Source organism: Spirosoma utsteinense, assembly GCF_014282275.1.
GTDB lineage: Bacteria > Bacteroidota > Bacteroidia > Cytophagales > Spirosomataceae > Spirosoma > Spirosoma utsteinense.
Genome location: NZ_VFIA01000008.1, coordinates 90,742 through 117,316 on the forward strand (window position 1 = coordinate 90,742; position 26,575 = coordinate 117,316).

At 53.2% G+C, this 26,575-nt stretch carries 21 protein-coding genes; 9 read left to right on the top strand and 12 right to left on the bottom strand.

Annotated features, from left to right (window positions below; genetic code table 11):
- Positions 1-247: 247 nt before the first annotated feature.
- Positions 248-1,759 carry a polysaccharide biosynthesis C-terminal domain-containing protein gene (locus FH603_RS08280; RefSeq protein WP_186737000.1) on the top strand — a complete coding sequence of 504 codons (1,512 nt, stop codon included), beginning with the start codon at positions 248-250 and terminating at the stop codon, positions 1,757-1,759.
- 160 nt (positions 1,760-1,919) lie between these two features.
- Positions 1,920-5,516: a VCBS repeat-containing protein gene (locus FH603_RS08285; RefSeq protein ID WP_186737001.1), complete on the top strand. Its 3,597-nt coding sequence runs from the start codon at positions 1,920-1,922 to the stop codon at positions 5,514-5,516.
- A gap of 401 nt (positions 5,517-5,917) precedes the next feature.
- Here FH603_RS08285 and FH603_RS08290 read toward each other — a convergent pair whose 3' ends face one another.
- The 4 genes from FH603_RS08290 to FH603_RS08305 form a co-directional block, all read right to left on the bottom strand.
- Entirely contained in the window at positions 5,918-6,808 is an 891-nt protein-coding gene (locus tag FH603_RS08290; RefSeq protein WP_186737002.1) for a DUF4249 domain-containing protein, read from the bottom strand.
- A gap of 81 nt (positions 6,809-6,889) precedes the next feature.
- Positions 6,890-9,334 (bottom strand): TonB-dependent receptor, encoded by a 2,445-nt coding sequence (locus FH603_RS08295; protein WP_186737003.1) that lies wholly within the window; start codon positions 9,332-9,334, stop codon positions 6,890-6,892.
- Positions 9,335-9,504: 170 nt separating this feature from the next.
- Positions 9,505-10,380, bottom strand: a complete 876-nt coding sequence (locus FH603_RS08300) for a PPK2 family polyphosphate kinase (RefSeq protein WP_186737004.1) — start codon at positions 10,378-10,380, stop codon at positions 9,505-9,507.
- A 55-nt stretch (positions 10,381-10,435) separates the two neighbouring features.
- Positions 10,436-11,317, bottom strand: a complete 882-nt coding sequence (locus FH603_RS08305) for a PPK2 family polyphosphate kinase (protein WP_186737005.1) — start codon at positions 11,315-11,317, stop codon at positions 10,436-10,438.
- Between the two features lie 181 nt (positions 11,318-11,498).
- On the opposite strand from FH603_RS08305, the gene msrA reads away from it, so the two are divergent.
- Complete coding sequence (gene msrA, locus FH603_RS08310) at positions 11,499-12,065, top strand: peptide-methionine (S)-S-oxide reductase MsrA (protein WP_186737089.1); 567 nt, start codon at positions 11,499-11,501, stop codon at positions 12,063-12,065.
- A gap of 699 nt (positions 12,066-12,764) precedes the next feature.
- Here the strand turns inward: msrA and FH603_RS08315 are convergent.
- The 4 genes from FH603_RS08315 to FH603_RS08330 all read right to left on the bottom strand — a co-directional run bounded on the left by FH603_RS08315 (position 12,765) and on the right by FH603_RS08330 (position 16,567).
- Positions 12,765-12,953: a DUF2188 domain-containing protein gene (locus FH603_RS08315; protein ID WP_244967996.1), complete on the bottom strand. Its 189-nt coding sequence runs from the start codon at positions 12,951-12,953 to the stop codon at positions 12,765-12,767.
- Between the two features lie 88 nt (positions 12,954-13,041).
- Positions 13,042-15,168 carry an autotransporter outer membrane beta-barrel domain-containing protein gene (locus FH603_RS08320; RefSeq protein WP_186737006.1) on the bottom strand — a complete coding sequence of 709 codons (2,127 nt, stop codon included), beginning with the start codon at positions 15,166-15,168 and terminating at the stop codon, positions 13,042-13,044.
- 644 nt (positions 15,169-15,812) lie between these two features.
- On the bottom strand, positions 15,813-16,187 hold the full coding sequence (locus FH603_RS08325; protein WP_186737007.1) for a GerW family sporulation protein: 375 nt from the start codon (positions 16,185-16,187) through the stop codon (positions 15,813-15,815).
- Between the two features lie 194 nt (positions 16,188-16,381).
- The gene (locus tag FH603_RS08330; protein WP_186737008.1) at positions 16,382-16,567 is read right to left on the bottom strand and encodes a hypothetical protein; all 186 of its coding nucleotides are present in this window, start codon (positions 16,565-16,567) and stop codon (positions 16,382-16,384) included.
- 794 nt (positions 16,568-17,361) lie between these two features.
- Between FH603_RS08330 and FH603_RS08335 the strand changes: the two genes are divergently transcribed.
- Positions 17,362-17,625: a hypothetical protein gene (locus FH603_RS08335; RefSeq protein ID WP_186737009.1), complete on the top strand. Its 264-nt coding sequence runs from the start codon at positions 17,362-17,364 to the stop codon at positions 17,623-17,625.
- 84 nt (positions 17,626-17,709) lie between these two features.
- Here the strand turns inward: FH603_RS08335 and FH603_RS08340 are convergent, their stop codons facing one another.
- Positions 17,710-17,868 (bottom strand): hypothetical protein, encoded by a 159-nt coding sequence (locus FH603_RS08340; RefSeq protein ID WP_186737010.1) that lies wholly within the window; start codon positions 17,866-17,868, stop codon positions 17,710-17,712.
- Positions 17,869-18,221: 353 nt separating this feature from the next.
- The gene (locus FH603_RS08345) at positions 18,222-19,835 is read right to left on the bottom strand and encodes a sensor histidine kinase (protein ID WP_186737011.1); all 1,614 of its coding nucleotides are present in this window, start codon (positions 19,833-19,835) and stop codon (positions 18,222-18,224) included.
- Between the two features lie 301 nt (positions 19,836-20,136).
- On the opposite strand from FH603_RS08345, the gene FH603_RS08350 reads away from it, so the two are divergent.
- From FH603_RS08350 to FH603_RS08370, 5 genes are all read left to right on the top strand, one after another.
- Positions 20,137-20,658: a hypothetical protein gene (locus FH603_RS08350; protein WP_186737012.1), complete on the top strand. Its 522-nt coding sequence runs from the start codon at positions 20,137-20,139 to the stop codon at positions 20,656-20,658.
- A 182-nt stretch (positions 20,659-20,840) separates the two neighbouring features.
- The gene (locus tag FH603_RS08355; RefSeq protein ID WP_186737013.1) at positions 20,841-21,533 is read left to right on the top strand and encodes a LolA family protein; all 693 of its coding nucleotides are present in this window, start codon (positions 20,841-20,843) and stop codon (positions 21,531-21,533) included.
- Positions 21,530-21,988: a membrane protein insertion efficiency factor YidD gene (gene yidD / locus FH603_RS08360; RefSeq protein ID WP_186737014.1), complete on the top strand. Its 459-nt coding sequence runs from the start codon at positions 21,530-21,532 to the stop codon at positions 21,986-21,988. Before FH603_RS08355 ends, yidD begins: the two co-directional genes overlap by 4 nt.
- Complete coding sequence (locus FH603_RS08365) at positions 21,985-22,857, top strand: tetratricopeptide repeat protein (RefSeq protein WP_186737015.1); 873 nt, start codon at positions 21,985-21,987, stop codon at positions 22,855-22,857. Before yidD ends, FH603_RS08365 begins: the two co-directional genes overlap by 4 nt.
- Positions 22,799-23,623, top strand: a complete 825-nt coding sequence (locus tag FH603_RS08370) for a hypothetical protein (RefSeq protein WP_186737016.1) — start codon at positions 22,799-22,801, stop codon at positions 23,621-23,623. Before FH603_RS08365 ends, FH603_RS08370 begins: the two co-directional genes overlap by 59 nt.
- A 65-nt stretch (positions 23,624-23,688) precedes the next feature.
- On the opposite strand, the gene FH603_RS08375 is transcribed toward FH603_RS08370, so the two are convergent.
- Together FH603_RS08375 and FH603_RS08380 are read right to left on the bottom strand one after the other, a co-directional pair.
- Positions 23,689-24,132 carry an NINE protein gene (locus FH603_RS08375; protein WP_186737017.1) on the bottom strand — a complete coding sequence of 148 codons (444 nt, stop codon included), beginning with the start codon at positions 24,130-24,132 and terminating at the stop codon, positions 23,689-23,691.
- 124 nt (positions 24,133-24,256) lie between these two features.
- Positions 24,257-26,362: a prolyl oligopeptidase family serine peptidase gene (locus FH603_RS08380; protein WP_186737091.1), complete on the bottom strand. Its 2,106-nt coding sequence runs from the start codon at positions 26,360-26,362 to the stop codon at positions 24,257-24,259.
- Positions 26,363-26,575: the final 213 nt, after the last annotated feature.

Below are 26,575 nucleotides of genomic sequence, written 5' to 3' on the forward strand. Positions count from 1 at the left end.
TGACTGACGAATACTGACTAATGACCGGATCAAAACAGACCTGTTCGCTGTCTGGTAAGAGGCATGACACCCTGGTGTTTCCATCTCACCTGCCGGATTACTCAATCTACATCACTCATTCAAAAAACAAAGATAGCCAAAGGTCTTAACTTTGTCCTTCCGGAACGCGTAGTTCAGAGCGTGCAGTTCGGTATACGTCGTGGTATATCCTGCGTTCCGGCCCGCGTGTTTCTACACCCCCGCTTCGATGAGCACTTTCAAAAAACTGGCTGGTGACACAGCGCTTTACGGCATCAGTACCATACTAGGGCGAATGCTCAACTTTGTACTCGTTCCGCTACAGACCTACGTTTTTACCCAACCAAGCGAACTGGCTTCCAACGTCGAACTTTACAGTTGGGTCGCTATTCTGCTGGCCCTTTACACCCTTGGCCTGGAAACCGCCTTCTTCCGATTTGCCGCCCGGCAGCCGGAAAAGCGGAAAAAAGTATTCAATGAAACCCTGAGTATCGTAATCACGATCAGCGTGTTTTTTACGGCCCTGATCATCGTGCTGACCCCTCAGCTGGTTGTCTGGATGAATTACCCGGGTCAGGAAAAATTTGTGATCTGGGTGGCCCTGCTGGTAGCTATCGACGCGATCATGGCCATTCCGTTTGCGCGGTTGCGGGTCGAGAATAAAGCGCGTCGGTTCGTGCAGGCCAAAGTCATCAATATCGTGCTGGTGGTGGGCCTGAATCTGTTCTTTCTCATTTTCTGCCGCGATATCTACTATGGCAAGTACCTGACGGCGCTCAAACCCGTTATCGATCTTATCTATTACCCCAGCATTGGCCCCGGCTACATTATCCTGGCCAATCTGCTGGGCAACGCCACCTATTTTGTACTCCTGCGCGATGGTTTTCAGGGGTTCCGGTTTCAGCTCAACCCGCCCGACGTGCGGGTGTTGCTCGCCTACGCATTTCCGATCATGCTGACGAGTCTGGCCGGGCTGGTCAATTCCATGACCGACCGGCTGTTTCTGCAATACTGGTTGCCTGAGGGGTTTTATGCGGGGCTGACAAGCAAGGATGCGCTGGGCATCTATGGCAATTGCCTGAAATTATCGGTGTTTATGGCCCTGGCGATCCAGTCTTTCAAGTTTGCGGCCGATCCCTTTTTCTTTTCACAGGCCGAAGACAAAAACGCACCCGATCTGCTGGCGCGGGTTACCAAATGGTTTCTGATCGTATGCCTTTTTATATGGGTAGGGGTTAGTATCAATCTGGATATTATCGGGCTGCTGGTTTCGAAACGATACCGCAGCGGTCTGGACGTGGTGCCACTGCTGCTGCTGGCGAATCTCTTTCTGGGCGTTTATTATAACATTGCCTTCTGGTTCAAACTGAGCGACAAAACCAGCTTCGGCACGCTGATCACCGTAGTCGGGGCGGTGGTTACGGTAGTCGGGAACATTGTCCTGATCCCCATCCTGGGCTACATGGGCTGTGCGGTAGCGTTTCTGGTATCAAGTTTCGTCATGATGGCGATGTGCTATGTGCTGGGCGAAAAATATTATCCGGTTCCCTACGACCTGAAGTCGGCAGTGGGCTATGTGATGGTTGCCGGACTGCTGATCTACGCAACGCTGCGATTTCCCATACCTAACCTATGGCTGTCCGTTCCGGTCCATCTGATTCTGTTCGGGCTGTTTGCCGCTGTGGTCCTGTTTGTCGAACGCGATACACTGCGGCCAATGCTGGCCCGGTTCCGCCGGTAGTCAGCCCCGTTCGTTACGCTGCTTCACGGGTGAGGGCCAACCGGTAGGCATCGATAGCCTTCTTTTATGTCAGAAAAATACCCTGGTATTTCTACGGGGTATTTTTTATGGATAAATTTGAAGAATATTCATACACTCCCCGTAGCAGCCTGTTTTGCCAATGAAACTCGTTTCTAACTATTGCCTCTGGTTATGGTCAGCCAGCTTAGCCCTGCTGCTTACGGGCTGTAAAGAAAAACCCCTCTTCGAGCGGCTCGACTCGTCCGATACCGGCATCACTTTTTCCAATACCATTACCGACAACGATACGCTCAACATCCTCAACTACCAGTATATCTACAATGGGGGCGGTGTGGGCGTGGGCGACTTCAACGGAGATCAGAAACCCGATCTGTTCTTCGCCGGCAATCAGGTAGCCAACAGGCTTTATGTGAACAAAGGCGACATGGCCTTTCAGGACGCGACGCAATCAGCGGGTGTAGGCGGGGGCGGGCGCTGGTGTTCGGGCGTATCGGTTGTCGATGTCAATGCCGATGGCAGGCTGGACGTTTATGTATCGAATACGCTGCATAAATCGGCGGCCCGACGCGCCAATCTGCTCTACGTAAACCAGGGTAACGACGCCGATGGTATGCCCCGGTTCCGTGAAATGGCAACCGATTTTGGCATTGCCGACACAACCTATACGACGCACTCGGCCTTTTTCGACTACGACAATGACGGTGATCTGGATCTGTACGTACTGGTCGATCAGATCTTCGACGAGAAAACGACGACCAACCTGCGCCAGCAAGTCGACGATGGTAGCTCACCCAATGTCGACCGGCTGTACCGCAACGACTTCGATCCAAAACGGGGCCACGCCTATTTCACCGATGTATCCAAGCAGGCAGGTATACTGCACGAGGGGTTTGGACTGGGTATCAATATATGCGACATCAACCGGGATGGTTGGAAAGATATGTACATCACCAACGACTTTGCCAGCCGGGATCTGCTCTACATCAACAATAAAAACGGCACCTTCACCAACCGCCTTCAGGAGTCGTTCAGGCATACCAGTAACTCGGCTATGGGGAATGACGTAGCCGATATCAACGGCGACGGGCTGGCCGATATCGTGGCGATGGATATGCTGCCGGAAGATAACCTGCGCAAGAAAAGCCTGATGGGCGGTAGCAATTACTTTATCTATCAGGAATGGGACCGTCTGGGTTACGAGTACCAGTACGCCCGCAATACGCTCCAGATCAACCGCGGGGTACGGCCGTCCGGGGTCCGGCCATCCGGGGTACGTCTGGCTGGTGATACGGCTGGCGCTGATGTACCGGTTTTCAGTGAGACGAGCATGCTCTCAGGCGTGGCTGAAACCGAGTGGAGCTGGTCACCGTTGCTGGTCGATATCGATCATGATGGCTACCGCGACCTGCTGGTCACCAACGGCTTCCCGCGCGATGTTACCGACCGCGATTTCACCAACTACTACAGTAGCGTCAACAACCTGCTGACCGATGGCATGCGGAAAGAGCTGACCGAAAAAATGCCCCAGGTGAAAGTCAGTAATTACGCTTTTCGCAACAAAGGCGGTGGCCGGTCAGACACACCCTTGTTCGAGAACATAACCGACCGCTGGGGAATGACCGAACCGAGCTTTTCCAATGGGGCCGCCTATGCTGATTTCGATGGCGATGGCGACCTCGACTATGTGGTCAACAACATTGACGACGAAGCGTTTGTCTACCGGAATACGCTCATCGACCGTAAGCCCGAGAAAGCCCATTACCTCCGTATCCAGTTTGCGGGCGATGCGGCCAACCGAATGGGGCTGGGCGCTCTGGTCGAATATGACCTGCCCGACGGGCGAAAAGAGTTTTATGAGCATACGCCCTACCGGGGATTTCTGTCCAGCGTTGAGCCGGTGGCTCATCTGGGTTTGGGCGCTGTCAGGACCATCAAAAACCTGAAGGTGACCTGGCCCGGTGGCCGGGTACAGATCCTGCCCAGCGTCAACGCCGACCAGACAATTACCGTTAAAGCGACTGATGCGCGGCTGGTTCTGCCAACGCCCGTACAACCGCCCCAACGCCTGCTGCATGACATAACCGACTCGATTGGATTCGTGTATCAGCACAAAGACACGGACTTTATCGATTTCAATCAGCAAAAAACACTGCTTCATAAATTTTCCCAATACGGTCCGGCTCTGGCGGTAGGCGACGTCAACGGCGACGGCCTGGGCGATATGCTGGTAGGCGGCAGTGCGAAAAACACGACCGATGTGCTATTGCAACAGCCTGCAGGCCGGTTTGTACGAACATCGCTGCCCGCTAAAGTAGCGGAAGACGCCGGCTTGCTGCTGTTCGACGCTGACGCCGACGGTGACCTCGACCTCTATGCCGCCAGCGGCAGCACCGAGTTTGCACCGGATCAGCGGGACCGTGCGCTCACCCACCGGCTCTACGTTAATGATGGTAAGGGTCACTTTACCCTTTCCCCCCAGGCGCTGCCTCCTCTTCGTGTGAGCGGCTCCTGCGTGAAAGCCGCCGACATCGACAGCGACGGTGATCTCGACCTGTTTGTAGGCGGGCGGGTAGAACCCAACAAGTACCCAATGCCGGTGTCCAGTTATATCCTGCGGAACGATGGCGGGAAGGGAGGGGGGTCTCCCCGTTTCACGGATGTAACGGCGCAACTGGCCCCCACCCTCGCCAAAGGACTGACCTGCGACGCCCTCTGGACCGACTTCGACAACGATGGTGACGCCGATCTGATGCTGGCCAGCGAATGGGCACCCCTTACGATGCTCCGCAATGACAACGGTAAACTCACGCAACTCGACAAAAGCGGCCTGTCTGACAAACGGGGATTCTGGAACTCACTCACCCCCGGCGACTTCGATAACGACGGCGACACCGATTATATAGCCGGTAACCTCGGCCAGAACAGCCTCTTACGGGCCAGCCCCGAACGACCGGTTCGGATGTATGCGGGGGATTTCGATAACAACGGTTTCTACGATGCCTTCACATCCGTGTACTTCAAAAACCCCCAGGGCCAGTACGATGAGTATCCTTATTTTGGCTGGGACGATATGGTCCGGCAGATGATTGGCATCAAAAAACGCTATGTCAAGTACGCGGCATTCGGGCAGGTGACGATGAACGAAATACTGACTGAGGAGGAGCGCAGCCAGGCGCTGAAACTATCGGTAACCTACTGCCTGAGCAGCTATATCGAAAACAAAGGCAACGGAACGTTCGCCATGCGCCCCTTGCCTGTTGCCGCCCAGACAGCACCCGTTTTCGGCACACTCGCTCAGGACATCGACGGCGACGGAAATATGGACGTCGTCCTGGTGGGGAACGACTATGGCACCGATCTGGTAGCCGGGCGGATGGACGCCTTTGATGGGCTGGTACTCAAAGGCAACGGGAAGGGTGGATTTACCCCGCTGACGATGCAGCAAAGTGGGTTCTACGTGCCGGGCAACGCCAAAGCGCTCGTTAGCTGGCCCGACGGACGGGGCCGCTGCCGACTGGCGGTATCAGAAAACCGGGGTCCCTTGCGGGTATTTGCTGTTCAACAGCCGCAAACGTTCGCGCCGGTCGATAGCCGCACGATGGCAGTGGATGTCCGGCTGAAGAGTGGTCGAATCCGGCGGCAGGAAACGCCCTTCGGTACGTCGTTCTATTCTCAATCGGCGCGGGGGGTCTGGCTCTTACCGGGCGAAACGATCAGCAGGCGGCATGTATTTTGACCGGTCCCACGACTAATAGCCAACATCCTGTTCAGCATAGGTCGTTTTCTTCCTGGCTGACCGTATTTTCTGTATATAACCAATTATTTATCGGCGTTACACGAACAAAAAGTTACTAAATAGTGCCTGAAAATAAATAACTTGTGTGCTGTTGTACGTGATCCCTACGTTTGAATTGATTTGAGTATAATTACTACGTTTTAGATTCAAAAAAGCAGACAAACATGTTCCTCATTCTGTTCATAAGGGATTTAGGTAAGCTTCTTCTGTACACGGTAGCCGCGCTGGTTATGGCGACGGGGTTTGTCACGTTCGTTATCCCAACTGTCATTGTGCGTTATACACTGCACCTTTTAAGTACGGGTAGCCCGGCAGACGTTTCCTGCTGAGCCCAGCCCGCCTTACTGGCGCACATTTTCCGGTACTACCCGGGCCGTACGCGTCCGTATGGCGGTGGCCATAAAGAATCCTACGGCTGCCGGTCCGCCAGGACGCGTATTGGTAACATTCGTCGGCACGTTGGCGGGTGGTGTGGCAAAGAGACCCCCATTTGTGATTTGGGTGCGGAGTTCCTGCCAGAAATTGAACGCTTCGGGTGTCAGTGACATCAGGTCGACGCGAACCACATCATTGAGCGCATACAGACTGTCGGGGTTCGGCGACTGGCGGATAGGCCGGATGAACACCAGTCCATCGGTATCGGCACTACCCTGAAACGAGCCATCCTGCGACACGATAATGTCGCGGGGCTTATTTTGAAACACCTCATTGCGGTAGAACCGTATCCGGTAAAAATCGGTTGCCCCAGCCAGATCCCGGGCATAAAGCTCGGCCTGATAGCCCTCCGTGTCGGACAGCGGGTTTAACTTTTCCTTTCTGAAAATAAGCGAGTCGATGGCCGGAACCCGGTTCATTTTAGAGCTGGCCTGGTAAGTCTCTCCCTGATACGCAATGGTCAGGCTATAGGTCTGCCCGATGCGGCCCAGCGTGTCACCGGTTTTAGGTGTCCACACATAATACCCGTCGTTGTCAGGATCGGTGAACGCAAACGTCCGTCCCCCTTTATCAGACACCTGTACTGTAGCACCAGCAACCACTGGGGGTGGGCTACTGTCGAAATAGGCTGCGGTCTGGGTTAGCCGGATGGTTTGCGGGCCGGGCTGGTCGGTGAGTGTGGCTTCTACCGACAGTAGCGTTGGCCCTGTATCGAGCTTGGCGTCGATCACCGTTTCGCAGCTGTACAGCCCGAAAGAGCAAATGAGCAAAAAGGCTGAACTAAGTATTGATTTCATGATGGTGCTGGCTGGTTCCCTCCTCCTCTACTCTCCCCGGATGTAGTTTACTGTTACGGGGGCAGGGCCGGGGGACTTTTGTTAGAATTTGAAATTATACGTTACCGACGGGATGGCTGTTGCAAAAACAGAATAGCGGATGGCCTGGGTAACGACCGGATTGTCGGCGTTGGGCTGGAAAAATACCGAGAACGGGTTTTTACGGGCGTAGACGTTATAGACTGAGAAGACCCAGTTGTCGTCTTTCCGTTTGCCTGTCCGCTTGCGGCCCTGTAACGTGGCCGCCAGATCGAGCCGGTGGTAAGGGGGTATGCGGTAGTTATTGCGCCCGCCAACAACGGGGGTGGCAAAGTCTTCGTACTGGAACCGATTGGTGGGGAAAGTTGCGGGCGTTCCGCTGGCGAGCGTAAACGTAGCGGAGAAATTCCAGCGGCTGACCCGCCCCTCCCCCCGGGCGGGCGGATCGATCAGCAGCACGGTAGTAAGGTTATGCCGCCGGTCGAAGCGGGCTGCAAACCAGTCGCCGTTATTGATGCCTACTACCTGCCGCTCCGTGCGGGCCAGTGTGTAGCTGACCCAGCCGTTTACTACGCCCCGGTTACGTTTCAGGTAAAATTCGGCCCCGTAAGCACGGCCCTGTCCCGAAAGCAGGTCGCCTTCCAGGTATTTGTTCAGGATCAGGTTGGCCCCGTCGATGTAGTCGATCTGGTTTTGAAGCCATTTGTAATACATCTCCACCGACACTTCGAACTCACTACCCGAGCCGCTCACCGCCCCGAAGTTTTTGAAGTATCCCCCCGCAATCTGGTCGGCGATCTGCGGTTTGATGTTATTAGTCGAGGGTGTCCAGACATCGAGCGGAGTAGAAGCCGTTGTATTCGAGACGAGGTGAATATATTGCGCCAGCCGGTTATAGCTCAGTTTAAGCGAACTGTTGTCGCCCAGTTCATACTTGGCGGCAAAGCGTGGTTCAACATTACCGTAGGTCTTGATGGGCTCTCCCTTTGTATACGTCAGCGTATTGATGGGTGGCCGACGCTGCCCGGGTGGCACATCCTGCGCAAAATCATAAGCTTCGCCGGGGCCTATGTAGGTATAGAGCGAGTAGCGCAGCCCATACTGAAGTTGCAGCCTGCGCGACACCTGCTGTTCGTTGCCCAGGTACAAGGCGTTTTCCAGACCATATTTGCTACCAAGCCCGAACGTCCGGACCGTACCGGCACTGGCGGCTGTGGCCGTACCGGGCTGGAAATCATGCAGAATGCTCTGGCCACCAAACGTGATGGTGCTCTTACCCAGGAACAGGGTAAAATCCGGCTTTATGCTGTAGTCTACAATGCGCGAGTTAGTTCGGAAGTAATCGTCCGCATTCTCGGGCTTGCGCTTCAGGTCGGAGTCGAGCGAGTAGTCGTAGTTGCTATAGTAAGCCGTGGTGTTCAGAAATAATTTATCACTGAATACGTGGTTCCAGCGGGCCGAAGCCGTGGTATTGCCCCAGTTGAAGCCAAAGTCGGCCCCAAACACATCCCGACCGAAATAGCCCGACAGATACACCGTATTTTTATCGTTGATGCGGTAATTTGCTTTGGCCGTCAGGTCGTAGAAATAGAACTTCGAGCCTTTCAGGTCGGCATTCAGAAACGGCTGGGCCAGAATGTCGGCGTAGGACCGGCGAGCGGCCACGATGAAGGAGCCCCGCCCCTTAAACAGCGGACTTTCGAAGGAAAGCCGGCTGAATATCAACCCGATTCCGCCATTGACTTCAGGCTTCTTGGCGTTGCCTTCTTTCAGCCGCACGTCCAGGATCGACGCGATACGGCCCCCATAGTTGGCCGGGATACCGCCTTTGATGAGTTTCACATCTTTAACCGCATCCGGATTGAAGACCGAAAAGAACCCGAACAGGTGCGATGAGTTATAGACGGGTGCTTCGTCGAGCAGTACCAGGTTCTGATCGATACTGCCACCCCGGACATTGAAGCCGGTAGCCCCCTCGCCCACCGTCGACACGCCCGGCAGCAGTTGGATACTCCGCACCACGTCGACCTCACCGAGCAGCGCCGGAATGCGCTGGAGCGTTTTAACGTCGATGCGGTTAACGCTCATCTCGATATTTTTGACGTTATCGTCTTCGCGTTGGGTCGACACGACGACCTCTTGAAGCTGTTTACCCTCTTCCTTCAGTTCGAGATCAAGCCGTACATTCTTATCGGTCAGCTCAACCGTTCTTGTTTGCTTTTCATAGCCTACATACGAGATAACGAGGCTGTAGATGCCCGGGGGAACAGGCACGGCATAGAAGCCGTAGTTGTTTGTGACGGCTCCGGTGCCCGTTTCTTTGACGTAGACCGATACGCCAATCAGTTTCTCGCCGTTGGCTGCGTCTTTGATGTAACCGCTAACCGTGTAGTTGGCCTGGCTGGCCGGACGGGTAGCCGTATTTTGATCCGTCTGCGCCCGAGCGCCAGCCACAGCGGTCAGGGTAGCGAACAGCGCGACTGTCCAGCGAAGTAAGGTATGTTTCATTGTGTTGTCGATGGCGGTGGTGCCTGGTGGTAGGCCACCGCAGTTGTACTAAAATGACAACGCAAAAGTACATCCCTAAGGTTATGACTCAGTCAAAATTTAGATAAAGCCGTGATTTTTAAGGGTGAGCGGCCCAATTTCTAGGACAAAACCGATATAGAAAAAAAGCTTCATTTGTCCTGTTTCTCAATTTTACGGATAAGTGCCTTCGCTTCGCTCTCTTTCGTCGGCGGAAATGAGGTAGGCAACGACTCCAGTAAGTCGGCCAGAATATGGGCAATGATAAGTTGTTGATTGGGCCGGTCGTCGCTCGGGATCACATACCATGGGTTCTGCCGGGTAGCCGTAGCGTTGATGGTATCCTCATAAGCCTGCTGATACTCGGGCCAGAACTCGCGCTCTTCGAGGTCATTCTCGCTGAACTTCCATTGCTTCTCGGGATCGTTCAGGCGGGCGATCAGCCGTTTCCCCTGCTCCTGCTTCGCCACGTGCAGATACAGCTTTACAACCGGAAACCCATTGCGAAACAGGTAATCTTCAAAATGGACGATATCGCTAAACCGCTGTTTCCAAAGCGCCTGTTCATCCTTCGGCAGCAGATTTTCAGGGATATACTGCTGTTTCAACCGCTCAGGATGCACCCGCATAGCCAGCACCTCTTCGTAATAGGTCCGGTTAAACACACCGATGTAACCACGTTCGGGCAATTCCTGCCAGAACCGCCAGAGGAAATCATGCTTCTGATCCTCTTCACTCGGCTTCTTAAAGGCAGACATTTTGAACCGGGATGGGTTAATGCCCTTGAACACATGCCGGATACCGCTGTCTTTCCCGCCCGCATCCATGGCCTGAAACAACACCAGCAATCCGTAATGTTCATCGGCATGCATGCGGTTTTGCGCCTGATCGATCCGGGCAGCCAGCGCATCCAGCTGACGGGTATGATCGGCCGTGTCGGTATACAGCAACCCGGTCATTGTGGGTGTATCGGTAGCGAATTTCTTACGACCGTCGTACCGAAATTGATTGGTGTTGAGTGTTTTCATGAGGTCATACGACGGTGAAGCCGCGTTCGTTTCTGGGGCCTTTCGGCCACCCTGCTCATTGTCCTTCGATAACAGAAATCAGTTTTTGCAGTTCTGCAAAGCGCTCATCGTCCGGTTGGGGCTCGGTAATAGGCAGTTTTTTCAATTCATGGATTAGAATACGGCCCACCAGTAGCCGCATGTTCTTTTTGTCGTCGGCCGGTATCACGTACCAGGGTGCATTCTCTGTAGCGGTTTCGTTGACGGCGGCTTCGTAGGCATCCTGATAAGCATCCCAGTGTTCGCGTTCGTCTACGTCGCCTTCCTCAAACTTCCAGTTTTTCTCTTGGTCTTCGATACGGGAAATGAGCCGCTCGGCCTGTTCTTTTTTAGAGATGTGCAGGAAAAACTTGACCGTTGAGAAGCCATTTCGGTACAGGTATTTCTCCATATCCCGGATGGCGTCGTAGCGATGCTTGAAGAGTTTATCCAGATCGTCGGTTGCTTTCTCGGGCAACCGCTGGCTCTCGGTCAGGATTTCGGGATGAACTTTGGTTACCAGCACCTCTTCGTAGTAGGATCGGTTAAAGACGCCGATCATACCCCGCTCGGGCAGTTCGCGCCAGCTGCGCCAGAGGAAATCGTGTTCAAGCTCTTTTTCCGATGGCCGTTTGAACGAAGACACCCGTACACCCGTAGGGTTGGTCCCCGTAAATACAGCTTTGATGGTACCGTCTTTTCCGGCTGCGTCCAACGCTTGAAACACGGCTACCAACCCGTATCTATTTTGGGAAAACATCCGCTCCTGCCATGAATCGATCTCACTGGCCTGCTGGCGCAGCAGCGCTTCGTAATGCACATCGTCTTCGTAGAGGTCATCTACTTTAGTGGGTGCTTTCTTTATTTTGAATGAATTCTCTCCGTCATAGCGGAAGCGGTCGATGTCGAAATCTTTCACAGGGCAGGGGTGTAAACTTTACACAGATCAGTTACGTTCTCATTGTAATCAACAACCACAAACCCACTTAATGGTTGCGTCTATCCTTCGCCAGCAGGCATCGGCACTAGCCAAAGCGTTACTGTCGGCTGTTGGACTGACGAGCTCGACACGGCCGGTTGTTCAACAGAAACCAACGATTATGACCACGTATCAATCCGAGAACCTTGAGAAAGCTACCTTCGGCACTGGCTGCTTCTGGTGTACCGAAGCCCTTTATGAGTCACTGGACGGCGTTTTCGACGCCGTATCGGGCTACGAAGGCGGGCAGAAGGCTAACCCCACCTACAATGAAGTATGTACCGGTACCACTGGCCACGCCGAGTGTGTGGAGGTGCTTTACGACCCCAAAAAAATAACCTACCAGGAACTGCTGGAGGCCTTCTTCCGGAGTCACGATCCAACGACGCTGAACCGGCAGGGCGCCGACGTAGGCACACAGTATCGCTCGGTGATCTTTTACCACAACGACGAGCAGAAGCGCCTGGCCGAAACGGCTAAAACCGAACTGGACAAAGCCGAAGCATACAGCAGCCCCATCGTGACGGAGATCAGCCCGGCTGAGACGTTCTACACTGCCGAAGCGTATCATCAGAGTTATTTTGCCAAGAACCCGAACCAGGGATACTGCGCTTTCGTGATCGCCCCGAAACTGGACAAGTTTAAAAAAGTATTCAAAGAGAAATTGAAGTCCGTTGAGCAAGTGTAGACTATTACGTACAAATCATCACTGAGCCCCTGAAAAGGGGCTTTTTGTTTGTTAACCAATGGTGGTTTATAAGTGATGATGAGTGCGGTACCCTATTGTACGTAGGCTGGATCGACGGTCATGGCGCAGCGAGCAAATTTCTCCCCGTGATGCTACTGGAACGTTAGTCGACTAAACCTATTCACTACCAGTAAAGTACCACCGAAATAGGCTTCTGGGTTATCATGACGGTTGAACAGAGACCACGAAAACCATGAAAGCAGGCTTTTTTTATTCTGGAGAACGCGGGGCGGTGTCCTACAAACTCAAACGGCAGGTCGTAGCAGACTACCGGTTAGCGCTTGAGCAAGCTACCGGCCTAAATCGATCCTGGATTCGTTGGAAACGAAGTGTTGCGTTGGAAGTTCGGTACAATCAGCGGCTCTTTTCTGAACAACAACCCCACCATTCGTTAACGTGTAGATGATTAGACAACAAAAATAAAGGGCCTTTTGGGTATGAGCTATTGGTAACCACGGGCATTTCCTGTGCTAAGCGCGGTATTCCTTATCAGCGGTTCCGCTTTGCCCAAATATGGGTAAGCCGCAGTTGATACAGCCCTAAAGCATGTTAACGTACTGGACTCTGCGGCTGATTTCGACTATTTATCGATAAATCGAAAGGCTCAGAAGTTCGCGTTAATCTTACTACCAGACCTGTCTAATCAGTAGCACACGGTTTTTTGCTGAACAAATGATCGGTCGCTTCAGCATACTCCCGGCGCGCCTGGGTCCGGGCTTCCCGACTGCTATTGGCAATAGCAGTCTGTTTATCTTGCTCTCCCTGCCGCATCAGATCATTGGCAATTTCAATGGCTTTTGCCCGGGTTTGTGGGTTTAAAGAACGCATAGCCGCCGGAAAATGTGTTGTGTTCCAAATCATCGCTATCAAAATTTTTCGGTAACTACTACTACTGATCGCACGGGCGCAGACCTTATCACTGCGCTAAAATTCTGATTGTCCTGATCTGTTGCCGATCGGTAGTCGACCGCAGATCCAGCAGGAGCAGACCGTGCTCCGCTCCGACGGGCACGCTCACCCGGTCGGCGGCACCCGACAGGTGCATAGCCCGGCGATACAGCACCTGACCCCGCTGGCTGGTCAGCGAGAGTTGTGCCGACTGGCCTGTTTCTCCACTGACCTCCACCTCAATGGCTGTAGACTCGACCGGATTGCCCCATACGCGCATCTGCAAGAGACGGTCGGTTGGGCTGCCACCGGCTGCGCCCAGGCGGCCTCCAACGGGACACACCCCACGAATATTCCAGTCCAGGTTGGCCTCCCGGCCCCGCTGACGGGCCTGCAGGATGATGGGAGGTGCATCAGCTGCAGTGCGGATTTCACGGTCAACATATGCGTTGGGGTTAGTGGTCCAGTCGGTGATACCCGGCACGGCGCGGTACTCAACGGGGGAGCCGTCGCCCCCACGGACGTTGAAGCGAAAAGCCCCCGTTTGGCAGTCATAGGTGGGCAGCAGCAGGCTCAAAGCACCACCGGGAGACGAACAAGCTGCGGCCAGATCAAAAACAAAGGTGCTGGTATGGCCGGCTTGGGTTGCCCAAATAGTGATGGGTTTGGGGTCCGCCCGCAGTTCGGCCTCTACCGTACCGAACGCGTCCGTTGCAGCGGCACGGGTGATACCAGGTGCCTGGTAGGTGACAGGCGAACCGTCGCCCCCGCTGGTGTTGAACGTAATCTGGCCGGAACCACAATCATAGGAAGGAGGAAGAAGCTGGATGCCCCCCCGAATTTTAACGACCCAAAACTCACTGAATCCATGACTACCGGTGACCTCGCCATCGTTGGAATAGGTTTCACCCACTAGTAGGTAGCCACCCTCTTTCGGGAGGATAATTGATGAGACGAATTCATATTGCGAGCCCCCCAATGCTTTTTGCCAGAGCAGATTCCAGGCATTATCAAGTTTGAAAACCCAGAAATCGCCAATTCCGTGATTGCCCGTTACATCCCCGTTAGTAGAACTGGCATCCGCAGCTATGACAAGCCCGCCGTCTGCCGTTGTCAAAACAGACACACCATAATCAGAATCAGAACCACCAAAAGTCTTCTGACGAATGAGACTTCCCGTTTGGTTCAGTTTAACCAGCCAGACATCGTTGTTTCCGTGATTGCCACTTACGTCGCCGTCAGTAGAGGACGTGTTTCCGGTCAGTATGTAGCTACCGTCTGGCTGAGTGAGAATAGCATTGAACGACTCAAATCCAGCACCTCCGTATGTCTTTTGCCAGACAAGATCCCCTGACCCGTTGACGTGGACCACCCAGGCATCGCCACTAGGGTGGCCCCCACTGACATCGCCATCGCTGGAGCTGGTACTGCCCGCTATTGTATATCCACCCTCTATGGCCGAAGTAATTGAGCGGGCATTATCGTGACCCGTCCCTCCCAGCGTTTTTTGCCAAAGTAGTTCACCAACGTTGCTAAGCCTGACCAGCCACAAGTCGGTCTGACCATGATTGCCGCTTACCTGACCATCATTGGAATCGGTAGATCCCGCCAGAATATATCCGCCTTCCGGTGCCTGTTTGATAGCCCAGACCTGTTCGGTACCTGTTCCTCCCAGTGTTTTTTGCCAGAGCAGATTTCCCGCGTCATCAATCTTAATTACCCAAACGTCGGTCCCCCCATGATTTCCACTAACGTCGCCATCGTTGGAGAGTGTATATCCAGCCAACGCGTATCCGCCATCCGGCGCTTCAGTAATAGCCCAAATCCATTCAAAGTTGGTACCCCCGTACGTTTTTTGCCAAACCAGGTTTCCAGATTTATTTATCTTAATGATCCACACATCAACCTGACCATGATTACCACTTACTTGGCCATCGGTTGATTCGGTTGTGCCAGCCACCAGATAGCTTCCGTCCGACGTTTCGATGGTTGCCGTAGCAAATTCAGCCCTTGTGCCACCAAAAGTTTTTTGCCATTCAATAGTTTGGGCCGACAAATTCATCACAGTGCCCAGATACAGAACAGTCGTCAGCAAAAGGCCGCCGAACCAAGGGCTGCGTAACACAAAGCGTTGTAGGTATAGCTGCATTTTCATGATACGTGCCAGTTAGAGTTTACAATAATTTGATGTGGCTTGCGAAACTTCGGCCCAGTGCGTTCCTTACGAGTAGCCCTTTCCTCAGGCATAAGCCTATACCTGAATCAATGGGCAGCGTTACCCGGTTGGTAAGTTGATTGAATGCTCTGCCAAAACACAGAGCAATCAGCCGGAAAATCAGTGGTGGCGGGAAAGGTGATTTTTCATCATTTCACGAGAAATGCCAGTTTGAACAGCTAACTGGCCCGGCGAGAATATACCGGGCAGGGTTTTACGAGCACAGGCGTCACTCGCGTAGTTTTGTCACTTAAATTGGCAATTGACACTGGTAGCCAGGCCCACCCAGGTCAGGCAGAGTTCAGCTGTTGACTATTTCTTCGGCTTGGCCGGGTTGATGTTCTACCGCAGAATTTCGTCGCAGATAGCGTCAATCTTTACTTTCCGCATCGCTCAGGGATTTAACCCTTGTGATTCGTTTTACAGTCACCGGCTCAATGCCGCAGACGCCATCGTTGCTCGTTTCAGGGCATTCAGGTTGGCGTTTTTTAATCCGCCAACCTGTTTATGCTCCTCAAATTTCTGTCAATGGTACTGAAAACCCGATTGCATCGGCAAACGCTTAGCCGATACTAAATTCACAGTCAGGCAGTTACTACCGGATCCGGCTGCTGTTTCCTGTTCATGAATTTCTCCAGCAAATCGGGCATTTTCTCAAAGACTTCGCTTAACCCCCTCGACTGCTTAGTGGCAATGAACTGAATCTGATCGTCTTTACTCACCAGAAAACCAATTGGTTCAATGCCGTAGCCGGCACCGGCACCACTGCCTTCTCCATGGCCCTGCTTCTTGTCTTCACCTTCGCCCCCACCGAACCCGAAACCCATACCGATCCGAATCACTGGAACGCAGGAAAAAATGCCTAATTGAAAGGACTGCCCAATTACAGTATCTGTTTTTGCCTCAGAACGCAGAAACTCCGTTACATTATTTAGTACTTCATTGATGGATGTTGTCATGACTGCTTGATTTTAAATGTATAAATAGATAGATGTAAGCGATCAACAGTCGGTAGGGTCGGTTCTCGATACGGAGTCTAACCGCTACAGTGCCATTAAAATTGATATGCAACCGCCGTCCGGGCCTACTCAGAAGTCCGAAAACGGGATAGAGATAAGCATTAAGCCCAAAGTCGGACGTGTCCAGTTCAACTTCACACGTCCGAACCCGAAAAGTTCTCAGCAGAATCCGGCTGATTCTGATAATTGTCCGGATCGATGGCCGTTGCCTGTGTGGCGGCTGGGGCCGTTTCGGTTTGGATGGCTTCTGCCTTTTCACCGTTGGTTGGCGAAAGGGATCGATTAGTTTCGTCCAGCCCACTACCCACAAGTGAATACATCCATCTGGAACCAAACGGACCCTAACCAGCCCGCGCCATTCCAATGCATACCGTTGCCGGGTTGTATCGATCACCAGCGTTAAGGGAGCAACCATTAACCATCCGACTACACCAGCGAATAATCCAGCAATAATCATGTTCCAGAGTTGCCCCATGATCGTGAGATAGGTTAGTCTTGACGAACCTGTTTAGGCTTACTGGCAGGACGTGGGCGGTAGTAGCCTGGACAGCTACGTCCGGGTAAGCTTATTCCCATTTCACTCCCGGACGTGGCCGTCCAGGCTACTACCGACCCCTGGCTGACTGAAACAAGGGCCATCGTGAAATCCTGAACGGGTTTGACAACTCAAAGATAAAATTGGGGAAAAGAAGCGTTCATGATACGCGTCATTACCCACTCTGATTCTTGTCAAAGCGGCCACCCATCATCAAAGCAGGGTTACCGGCGATCATCATAGATCATGTAAAACACTACCTGTACGCAGCTAAGCATTGATTAGAAAAACCTATTACTCCGGTTAACGGCGACCCCTATACGCGTTAACTTCGTTGGCAAGCCAAATTTGAACGTGCTACATTTAACAAGAGACGCACAAACTGCACGGCACAACTCCTTCGCCCAAACCTGGCCTCGCTGTTTCATCCATGCAGCATATAGCCAGCCCATAGCTAGTAAAAAAACAGCCCGTTAGGTCTACGTTGAGGTAGCGGGCATCACTTTTTTTGCACCAGCCGCAACCCTTCCAGCCACTTTTCGGGTCTAACGTTCACAGACTTTATAAACCGGCAACTACGTGCGTTTTATTTCGATATACCAGCAGTCAAAAAAGGTGCTGGCCAAAGGATTCCCTACTGAAAAACTGGCCCTTGACTTTCTGGGCTGGGGGTATGAGGATAATGACCTTGCTCCCTTTGGCATTTATGATTCACTTTTATCCCAGGCCAGTTTGTACCAGCACGACAACGAGCCAGTGCTGTGTACTGATCCTGACCTGATCGAACAGGTAGCCCTCACCTACCTCGCCAGCAGTGACAGACAGCAAAAAGCCGTTCGTTGAAAAACAGTTGGTCACCCGCCTGATGCTTACGTTATCATCACCAGAAACGGCGATCAAACCCGTATTCAGCACAATATCGAGAAGCTAACCGACCTGATCCATCTGCTGGCTCATACGGCCAATGAACTTCATAAAGCCGAACAGTCGATTGATGCCATCGTTACGGAACTGGGTATCAAACGAATCGGTGACTGACCGGCTTCGGTACGCACGTAGTCGGGGGTTACCAGGCAGATCGTGCAAATCTGGCAGCTATAAGAACGTCCATAGAAAAAATAGTCTTCAATGTGACCCGCCCGCAACTTTATGTCTAAACGTCAACTGTACACAATTTGAACGTGCGGTCAAATTGTTTCGCTGAGGTACCATAAAGGCCCGGACTTATTAGCCGGGCCTTTATTCTGGTGACCATATCGATTCTTCCCGTCTGAAAATAAGCGGTCCCGTCAATCTACCCCATAGATATAAATTGTACCTTAATGCAGTAAGCAAAGCCCGGCCATATCACCATGGTCGGGCTTTTGTATTCGGGCACACCTCCGTGAAACGGTCAGGCCTGAATAGTAGCTGCCAGTATTTGGTACGGCACCCGCTATTCAGGCAGGCAGATATACACTGAAGGTGGTTCCTTCGCCGGGTTTGCTGCTAGCCGTAATGGCTCCACCGTGATTTTCAACCACCTTCTGACAGATAGCCAACCCGATTCCCGTACCCGCATATTGATCCTTTCTGTGGAGCCGCTGAAATACCTGAAAGATCCGGTTCACGTGCTGAGCTTCAAACCCAATACCCTGATCCGATACATCGATCCGGCAATAGGCTTCCGCCAATCGGATGGGTTTTACCCCCGCTGGCAGGTCGGGAGCCGCCAGCCTTTTAGCCGAGATATGTACCTGAGGAGCCATTTTTTTGCCAGCCTCATCGGTCCGGCTGAATTTCAGGGCGTTTGATAACAGATTCTGGAAAAGCTGGCCTATCTGAGTGACATCGCCCTGGATGACAGGGAGGTCGTCTACCTGAACTTTCGCATTCGTTTCCCCGATCAGGACCGACAAGTTTTCCACCGCGTCGTCAACGGCCATAGCCAGGGACACGGCCACGGAAGGAGCCTGATTGAAAGACAGACGGGAGAACGTCAGCAGGTCCTTTATCAACATCGACATGCGGCTGGCGGCCGACTGCATCCGACTCAGGTAATCCAGTTCGTGACCCGACGAGTCCGCAAAATCCATCGCCAGTAAATCGCCAAACTGTTGGATCTTCCGCAGGGGCTCCTGTAAATCATGCGAAGCCACATAGGCAAACTGCTGCAAATTCTCATTGGACCGCCGTAGATCCTGAATAGAAGCCTGTAACTGCCGGGTACGCTGCATGACCTGCTGCTCCAGGGCAATTTGCAGCTGTCGCTGCTGGGTAACGTCCTGCACGGTGCCGCTGATCTTATAAGGCTGGCCCTGTTGGTCAGGATACGCTTTGCCCAGGGATTGCAGGATTCGCTCCGAGCCGGTTGTGGCATCGATTATCCGATACTCTACCTCATAATGCCCATCCGATCCGGCGGTAGTAGCCTGGATCATGGCTTTCCTGACCAGCGCCCCGTCGGCCTCCCGAACGAACCGGAAGGCCTTTTCCGGAGTGGTCACCTCCGCTGGGCCCATACCATGCCAGACCCTGAGCCGGGGGGAGTACTCGATCGTACCGCTAATCAGATCATACTCCCAGGTTCCCAGTTCAGCCAGTTCGATAGCCCGCTGTAACGCTTCCCGCGCTTCCTGCGTTGTTTGCCGGGCCAGTACCTGCTGGGTAATATCCTGAGCAATTCCCGAAAACCGGTAGGCCTGTCCCTGCTCATCGAAGTAGGCTTGCCCTTTCGCGTGCAGCCAGCGTACGTGACTGTCATCCAGCCTGTTAATGCGAAATTCAATGTCATACGCCCCATCCATACGCCTTTCTATGGCACCCTGCATAGCCTGCTGCACCTGTTTTCGATCATCGGGATGGACGTACGCCAACAGTTGATCAATGGAGTTGAAGGCCCGCGTGTCGGTTCCCGAAAAACCATAGAGTTCTTTCGTGCACTGGTCCCACCAGGCCACCCCATTCCGAATATCTATATCCCACGTACCAACTGCGGCCGCCTGAAGGGCAAACCGCAATCGCTCGTTTTCGGCGGTACTATCCTGAAGTGAAGCTATGTTTTTCCCGGTCATACGTTGAGTCTTATGGCTGAACGGCGGTTTACCAGAGTACCCTATAACCCTGGCAACGCCGAACGTCTTTAGATACTTAGAATAGATAGGTTGATGGATTTGTTATAAGTGCTGTGTTAGGTAACAGCTACCTGATGGGAGAAGCTAACCTTAGTTGCCGTACTTTACCCAGGCATGTTTGCCTTTTCGGGCCAGCATACGACAATATATGACCGATAGATAAGAGGTTCGCACACACGCTTGTTGCCTGCCGGTAATCAACTTTATTTGTCCCAAGTTTTACGTTAATCCAGTGTATCACATGAAAAAATTCAACTTTTCAGTCTTGCTGTTCGCCCTTGTACTGATGGCGTCAACACAGTCCTTCGCTCAGCTTGCCGTCGACAAAGGCACTAAATTTGTAAACCTCGGTATCGGCGTTGGCGGATATGGTTATTTCAACGGCAGTGGCCTTGGTTTAAATGCCGCAGCAGATTTTGGCGTCGCAAAGAATATTACGGTAGGTGGTGTACTTGGCTACCGTGGATACGGCAGTGGGGTTAATTCGTTCGATATTGGCGCTCGTGGTTCTTATCACTTCAACGAGATCCTGAACCTCACAACAGATAAAGCTGATTTGTACGCTGGTATAGGAATTTCCTATTACAGACTTTCGTACGGTGACACCTATCTACGGTCTATCGGCATATCAGACACGTATAGCACTACTTACGTACCTATTCACATTGGCGGCCGCTATTTCTTTACGGAGACTTTGGGCGGCTTTGCTGAGTTTGGCTCAAGCTTAGCCACGCTTAAGTTGGGTGTAACCCTAAAACTTTAAAAGACTCTTTCTACCTAAAAAAGGCTCCCGGATATGTTTCAGGGAGCCTTTTTACGTACATGTCTTTCGGAAGACGCTAATCAAACCCAACTATAATCTGTTGTTTGTCATTCAGCACCATCCCGGCTACGAAATGGTCGGGATTGTTTATTTTTGGCCTTTCTTGATGACCCGCCGACTCCATGAAAAGCCTGATTCCTCTTTTCGTTACCAGTTTCTTTTTTCTGTCTCCCCAAACCATCGAGCGTTTGTCGGCGACGATCACAACCCGGCAGGTGCAGCAGGGCAAATCCGTTACCATACGCGGAGAGATGTTCTACCAGCGAAACGGCAACATGGTCACGCACTTCACCTTCCCCCGCGACCTCGTTATCCTGGCGAATAAGCTGGGCGAAACCCGCATCTACGACCCCAGCCGAAACGCCGTAATCCGCTACCAGAGCGAAGCATTCAGCACCCAGACAACGCAACTCGCCTTCTTCCTCAATGGGACTACCACCGACATGGGCCTGAACCAGCTGGGGTTCGTGCAGGATAAAACCAGCCATACCGGCAAACTGCTCATCACCGAGTGGCGCCTGAAAACCCCCAACGCCAAATCTCCGATTCAGCGTGTCCGGATCGTGTATGACCGGGCAAATCCGATTTATATGCACTACGCCAATAGTGCCGGAAAAATCATCCGGAAAGTATTCTACTATGGCTATCAACCTATTGAAGGACGCCTTTTTCCGGCTACAACAACTGAGATCGTGTATCAGGAGCGGGACTCGACCGTATCGAAAACGGTTTACAGCGATTTCCGCTTGAACCAGGTTGCCACCAGCCCCTACTTCGAGTACGCCATTCCGGCCAATGCCAAAACAGAGCAATGAACTACTACCTGACTATAGGGGTCCTAACGCTGGGCGTACTGTCTCGCGTAAGCGCCCAAACTCCCGTCTCAGACCGTCAGTTGCTGGCCGACCGCGATTTCCGGAACAACGCGGCTTTTGCCAACTACCACCGGGCCGGTAACTCCGACCGGCCCATGCAGTTTCGGCGTCAGCGCTGGCTGGCGCAGTATAATCCGGTTTCGCTGGCGCTGAAAGGTGTTTTGCTGGGCTATCAGCGGCTTATGTCCCAGCAACTGGCGCGCAGTTGCCCCTACCAGATTACCTGCTCCAACTTCAGCAAACAGGCTATTGAAGAGTATGGGCTGGTGAAAGGCGTTTTTCTCAGCGCCGCCCGGATCATGCGCTGCAATCGGATTGGCTTGATGGATGTACCATCGGTAGACATTAGCCCGGTCGATGGCACGATTCTGGACTCACCGAGCCGCTACCGATGACCTACGTTCGTTCCTGGTTACTGCTTGTGCTTGGACTTATTGCCGGAGCCGCCCATTGTCAGCCAGCAACCTTCGGCAGCGAATGGCAGTTTGCGCGCTACCTCGCCGATAAAGAAGCCACCGACGAAGCCTTATTCGTTTTGCAGGCGTTCGACAAAAATACCCTGACCGTGCCCCAGCGTGATTCACTGGCTTACCTCAGGGGTTGGCTCACCTACAGTGCCAAATCGCTCGATGAAGCTGGTGAGCAACTGCTGGCCGTATCGCCAGCCTCCCCTTTCTACCTGAAAGCGCACTATTTCGGGGCCTATTGCCTGGCCTTTCAAAACCAACGGGATTCGGCCCGGGCGGTTATGAATCGCCTGCCCGCCCCCGACTCGACCCTGCGCGAACTGCGGGCTTTTGAGCAGGCTGGCCTGGCCCTGTTACAACGGCAGTACGGCCGTTATGACACACTCCGGCAGCAGTTTACCTACTCGTCCTACGCACTGAGCGCCGAGGAAACCCGACTGGATGCCCACCGCCGGGCCCTGCTAGCCCAGAAACGACGGTCTCCGGCGCTGGCAGGCCTGATGAGCGCCGTTGTGCCCGGATCCGGAAAATGGTATGCGGGCAAAGCCCGGCAGGGTATAGCGTCTTTCTTACCCGTGCTGATGCTGGGGTTACTAACCTGGGAGGGCTACCGGAAAGATGGCCCGACGAGTCTGCGTTTCCTGGGCTTCGGCTCGCTCTTCACCGTTTTTTATGTGGGTAATGTCTGGGGGAGTACGCTGGCTGTTAAAGTCCGGCGGGATGAATTTAACCGGGTTTATGACAACAAGATTTTGTTTGATATGCACATTCCTCTGCGGAATCTGCTCAATCGCTAGCGCGCAGACTACCGGCGACTCGCTGTTTGCAGCCGGGCACTACCTGGCGGCCCGGGTGACCTATGAACGGGTACTTTTCATGTCGACCGAACCTGTCGAACAGTTTTCGGCCGCTATGGGTAAAGCGCGTTGTTTGAAACAGCAGGGACTGAACGCACAAGCTGTAACCTTTCTGAACAGCCAGATCCAGGCCATTTATCCAGACAGTTTAACGTACCAGCTCCGGCGGGAACAAATTCTGTGTGCCTACCTCGCCGGGCAGTTCGAGAACACGCTCTCGTTGCTGGATCGATTGCCTTATCTACACCCCGACATACCGGCCCCGCCCCTGCTGATGGCGGTACGGGTGCTGTCCCTGAACGAGCTGAACCGCTGGACCGAGGCCGACACCGCCTACCGGGCGCTGGCCACCTATACGCATGCCGACACGGTTCAAACGCCTTACAAACAACTACCCCGGCTAAAAAGTGAAAAGAAGGCCCAATGGCTCTCGACCTTCATTCCGGGTGCCGGTCAGTTCTATGCCGGGAAACCCGGCGAAGCAGGCCTGAGTATTCTGGTCCAGTCGGCCGGTCTGTATTTCGGCATTACAAGTTTTTTGCGGGGCTATTATCTCTCGGCCTGGGGTGTTGGGGCGGGTTTGTTTGGTTCGTTCCACGCGGGCGGTGTGCGCAGAGCGGAGGTGCTGGTACGGCAGCTAAACCAGCAACGGGCTGCGGCATTCAACAGCCAGCTCCGGCAACAGGTACTGAAACTGATCGAATAGCCGGACATAAAAACAGAACGCCCCGCTCTCGACCGGGAGCGGGGCGTCTGAATGAAGCAGCGAGACTACAGCCTGCCGGACCACATAAAAAACTTCGGGTTATCGACGTAAGGCGAGATGTTATCATTATCGATAATCAGCACGATTAAATCGATCAGCGGGACAACTCCGAAAATACCCCCGCAGGTCAGGATATAGCCGACCCAGGTCAGCGTTTCGGTTCCCAGGTAAAGCCGGTGAATACCCAGACCGCCCAGGAAGAGGTTCAGCAACAGCGCCGGAACAAACTCTTTGGTAGCTTTCACCCGGGCCGTACCGCTCAGGGTTCCATTCATCTGCTGGCTGTTGAGCAGATTGGCACTCACAGTAGCCAAACTAACATCTTCGCTCTGCGCGAAAAGCTGTTCAACCTGCTGATCGTCGATGACGTATTCCGCTGCCGGCAAATCGGCAGCGCGGGCCGTGAGGGTTGCCAGAGAGAGGAGACAGAATAGGAATAGTTGTTTCATGATAGTATAATGAATGATTGGTTAACGGCTAAAATTACGGCTAATCCTATCACTTCAAACAGGTTTTCTCAAAAAAAACCGGACAGTTTCTTTGTCCGGTTTTTTAAGAAAAATACGGGGTAGCCTACTTACTGGCTACTTCTTTCAAACTTTTCACCCCCATGTTCCAGAGAATGAAGGAGTAGATATCGGCGGTTGTTTCGATGTTCTTTTTGGTATTGCTGGCTCCGTGGCCGGAGTTCACATCGACCCGAATCAGAACCGGGTTCGTGCCTTTATATACTTCCTGCAATGTGGCGGCATATTTGAACGAGTGAGCCGGGACCACGCGGTCGTCGTGGTCGGCGGTGGTGATCATGGTGGCAGGGTAGTTGAGACCCGCTTTCAGATTATGCACCGGCGAATAGGCATACAACGCCTTGAACTCGTCGGCCTTATCGCTGCTGCCATAGTCGGCGATCCAGTTCCAGCCGATGGTAAACTTGTGGAACCGGAGCATGTCCATCACGCCCACCTGCGGAATCGCCACCCGGAACAACTCGGGCCGCTGGTTCATGACCGCCCCAACGAGTAGTCCTCCGTTGGAACCACCCTGAATGGCGAGTTTAGCCGGACTGGTGTACTTCTGGGCAATCAGGTATTCGGCCGCCCCGATAAAATCGTCAAAAACATTCTGTTTCTTAAGTTTCATACCCTGCTCGTGCCAGGTTTCGCCATATTCACTGCCCCCGCGCAGGTTGGCCTGTGCATATATGCCACCCTGCTCCAGAAACGGAATCCTGAGCGGACTGAAGGCCGGCGGCAGGCTGATATTGAATCCACCGTAGCCATACAACAGCGTCGGGTTGGTGCCGTCGAGTTTCAGCCCTTTGCGGTAGGTCAGGAACATTGGCACCTTCGTGCCGTCTTTACTGGCATAAAACACCTGCTTCGTTTCGTAATCGCCCGGGTTGAAATCGACTTCGGGTGCCCGAAAAACAGTGCTCTTGCGCGTAGCTATGTCGTAGCGGTAAATGGTAGGCGGGAAGGTGAAGGAGGTAAACGAATAGAACACGAACTTATCGTCTTTTTCGCCCCCAAATCCCCCGGCCGATCCAATAGCGGGCAGTTTGATCTCGCTCTCCGGCTTACCGGCGTAGCTGAACACCTGTACCTGCGAGGTCACGTCTTTCGAATATTCCACGAACAGTTTACCCCCGGCCGCGCTCACGCTGTTTTCGGCAATTGGCTCGGGCCGTTCGGCAATGAGCGTCGAGAAAACGCGTTTTTTCGTGTCGAAGGCGACGACCTTACTGTTGGGGGCTTTCTCATTCGTTATGATCAGCAACCGGTCGCCGTCGTTATCTACCACGCCATAGCTGAAATCCGTCACCTCGGCCACAACCGGCGCAAACGTCTTTTGAGCCGATTGGGCGTCGATGAAGAATAGCGCGTTACCATCTTTTCCCTGGCCCCGGTCGCTAATGGTGAGCAAGACAAACCGCTCGTCGTCGGTGGTGCCGACGGTATGGAACCGCTGCGGACTCTTGGCGTCTTCATACACCAGCCGGTCGGCCGACTGCGGAGTATTCAGCGTATGGAAAAAAACCTGGTGGTTCTCATTTTTAGCCGCCAGTGCCGAGCCTTCGGGTTTGGGATAGCGGCTGTAGTAGAAACCATTGCCCTGCCAGGCGGCTCCCGACACTTTTACCCATTCGATCGTTTCAGCCAGGTATTTTTTGGTCGAGAGGTCCATAATCTGGTATTCCTGCCAGTCAGACCCGCCTTTCGAGAGGCCCACCACGGCGTATTTACCGTCTTTGGACAGCGAGAACGCACCCAGCCGTGTTGTGCCGTCGGCCGAAAGTTTGTTGGGGTCGATAACCAGTTCGGGTTTACCATCGAGGCCCTTCTGGCGGTACAGCACCGACTGATTTTGCAGCCCGTCGTTTTTGGAGAAGTAAAACCACTCGCCCTTACGACTGGGGGCCGAATACTTCGGGTAATTGTAGACCTGCTCCAGCCGCGTCTGAAGCTGTTTCCGATACGGTATCTGCTCCAGGTAACCGAACGTAACCTTATTCTGAGCCTTCACCCAGTCGGCTGTTTCGGCAGAGCGGTCGTCTTCGAGCCACCGGTATGGATCGGCAACTTTCGTGCCGTGGTAGTCGTCGGCCTGGTCGGTCTTCCGGGCCTTGGGATAAGATAGTTGGGAGTCGCCCTGACCTACGGCAACAGATGAACTCAGCATGAGCAACAGGTAAATGGGTTTGAACGAATACATGAGATGGAACTGCGAGAAGGTTATGATGTGCAATCGATCTACGAATAACGCCCCCGGGAGCCGAAAAGGCAAACCCGCCGGGGAACCAGCCATCCAACGCAATAGCCTCTCGTGTTTATTTAAAACTCTTGTTCATTTATAGACTTGGAAATACGACAAATAGGTAGCTCATTTACAGTC

What these genes read in the sequence shown, in the direction of transcription:
- FH603_RS08365 (WP_186737015.1), top strand. Translation starts at nt 21,985, where the DNA reads ATGACCTACGTTCGTTCCTGGTTACTGCTTGTGCTTGGACTTATTGCC.
- FH603_RS08345 (WP_186737011.1), bottom strand. Translation starts at nt 19,835, where the DNA reads ATGACCGGGAAAAACATAGCTTCACTTCAGGATAGTACCGCCGAAAAC.
- FH603_RS08320 (WP_186737006.1), bottom strand. Translation starts at nt 15,168, where the DNA reads ATGAAAATGCAGCTATACCTACAACGCTTTGTGTTACGCAGCCCTTGG.
- FH603_RS08330 (WP_186737008.1), bottom strand. Translation starts at nt 16,567, where the DNA reads ATGTATTCACTTGTGGGTAGTGGGCTGGACGAAACTAATCGATCCCTT.
- msrA (WP_186737089.1), top strand. Translation starts at nt 11,499, where the DNA reads ATGACCACGTATCAATCCGAGAACCTTGAGAAAGCTACCTTCGGCACT.
- FH603_RS08285 (WP_186737001.1), top strand. Translation starts at nt 1,920, where the DNA reads ATGAAACTCGTTTCTAACTATTGCCTCTGGTTATGGTCAGCCAGCTTA.
- FH603_RS08325 (WP_186737007.1), bottom strand. Translation starts at nt 16,187, where the DNA reads ATGACAACATCCATCAATGAAGTACTAAATAATGTAACGGAGTTTCTG.
- FH603_RS08370 (WP_186737016.1), top strand. Translation starts at nt 22,799, where the DNA reads ATGACAACAAGATTTTGTTTGATATGCACATTCCTCTGCGGAATCTGC.
- FH603_RS08280 (WP_186737000.1), top strand. Translation starts at nt 248, where the DNA reads ATGAGCACTTTCAAAAAACTGGCTGGTGACACAGCGCTTTACGGCATC.
- FH603_RS08295 (WP_186737003.1), bottom strand. Translation starts at nt 9,334, where the DNA reads ATGAAACATACCTTACTTCGCTGGACAGTCGCGCTGTTCGCTACCCTG.
- FH603_RS08300 (WP_186737004.1), bottom strand. Translation starts at nt 10,380, where the DNA reads ATGAAAACACTCAACACCAATCAATTTCGGTACGACGGTCGTAAGAAA.
- FH603_RS08315 (WP_244967996.1), bottom strand. Translation starts at nt 12,953, where the DNA reads ATGCGTTCTTTAAACCCACAAACCCGGGCAAAAGCCATTGAAATTGCC.
- FH603_RS08380 (WP_186737091.1), bottom strand. Translation starts at nt 26,362, where the DNA reads ATGCTGAGTTCATCTGTTGCCGTAGGTCAGGGCGACTCCCAACTATCT.
- yidD (WP_186737014.1), top strand. Translation starts at nt 21,530, where the DNA reads ATGAACTACTACCTGACTATAGGGGTCCTAACGCTGGGCGTACTGTCT.
- FH603_RS08350 (WP_186737012.1), top strand. Translation starts at nt 20,137, where the DNA reads ATGAAAAAATTCAACTTTTCAGTCTTGCTGTTCGCCCTTGTACTGATG.
- FH603_RS08375 (WP_186737017.1), bottom strand. Translation starts at nt 24,132, where the DNA reads ATGAAACAACTATTCCTATTCTGTCTCCTCTCTCTGGCAACCCTCACG.
- FH603_RS08290 (WP_186737002.1), bottom strand. Translation starts at nt 6,808, where the DNA reads ATGAAATCAATACTTAGTTCAGCCTTTTTGCTCATTTGCTCTTTCGGG.
- FH603_RS08355 (WP_186737013.1), top strand. Translation starts at nt 20,841, where the DNA reads ATGAAAAGCCTGATTCCTCTTTTCGTTACCAGTTTCTTTTTTCTGTCT.